This window comes from Streptomyces chumphonensis (assembly GCF_014779715.1).
Taxonomy (GTDB): domain Bacteria; phylum Actinomycetota; class Actinomycetes; order Streptomycetales; family Streptomycetaceae; genus Streptomyces; species Streptomyces chumphonensis.
Genome location: NZ_JACXYU010000043.1, coordinates 1 through 600, shown reverse-complemented (window position 1 = coordinate 600; position 600 = coordinate 1). Strand labels below are relative to the sequence as shown.

Genomic DNA, 600 nt, shown 5'->3' with positions numbered 1-600 from the left:
GGTGTGGAGCCGTCGGTGGTGGTGGGGCATTCGCAGGGGGAGATCGCGGCTGCGTGTGTGGCGGGTGGTCTGTCGTTGGAGGACGGTGCGCGGGTGGTGGCGTTGCGCAGCCGTCTGGTCCTGGAGCGGCTGGCCGGTCACGGCGGGATGATGTCGGTCTCGCTGCCGGTGGAGCGGGCGGAGCAGCTTCTCGCGGAGTACGCGGGTCGGGTCTCGGCGGCGGCGGTGAACAGTCCGGGGTCGGTGGTGGTGGCCGGTGATCCGGACGCGTTGGACGAGTTGCAGGCCGTGTGTGAGGCGGACGGGGTGCGGGCCCGGCGCGTCGCGGTGGACTACGCCTCCCACACCGCGCACGTCGAGGCGATCGAGGCGGAGCTGCTGGAGGCGCTGGCCCCGGTGAAGCCGCAGTCCGGCACGGTGCCGTTCTACTCCTCGGCCACCGGTGGCTTCATCGACACCGCCACGATGGACGCGGGGTACTGGTACCGGAACCTGCGGGGCCGGGTCGGGTTCGAGCCCGCCGTGCGCGCCCTGCTCGACCACGGTGCCGGGTGCTTCCTGGAGATGTCCCCCCACCCCGTCCTCACCATGGCCGTCGAG

1 protein-coding gene is annotated in these 600 nt (G+C 72.5%); it reads left to right on the top strand.

Annotated features, from left to right (window positions below; translation table 11 throughout):
* Positions 1–3: 3 nt before the first annotated feature.
* The coding region (locus IF129_RS25965) for an acyltransferase domain-containing protein (protein ID WP_398850148.1) at positions 4–600 on the top strand (597 nt) is incomplete at its 3' end.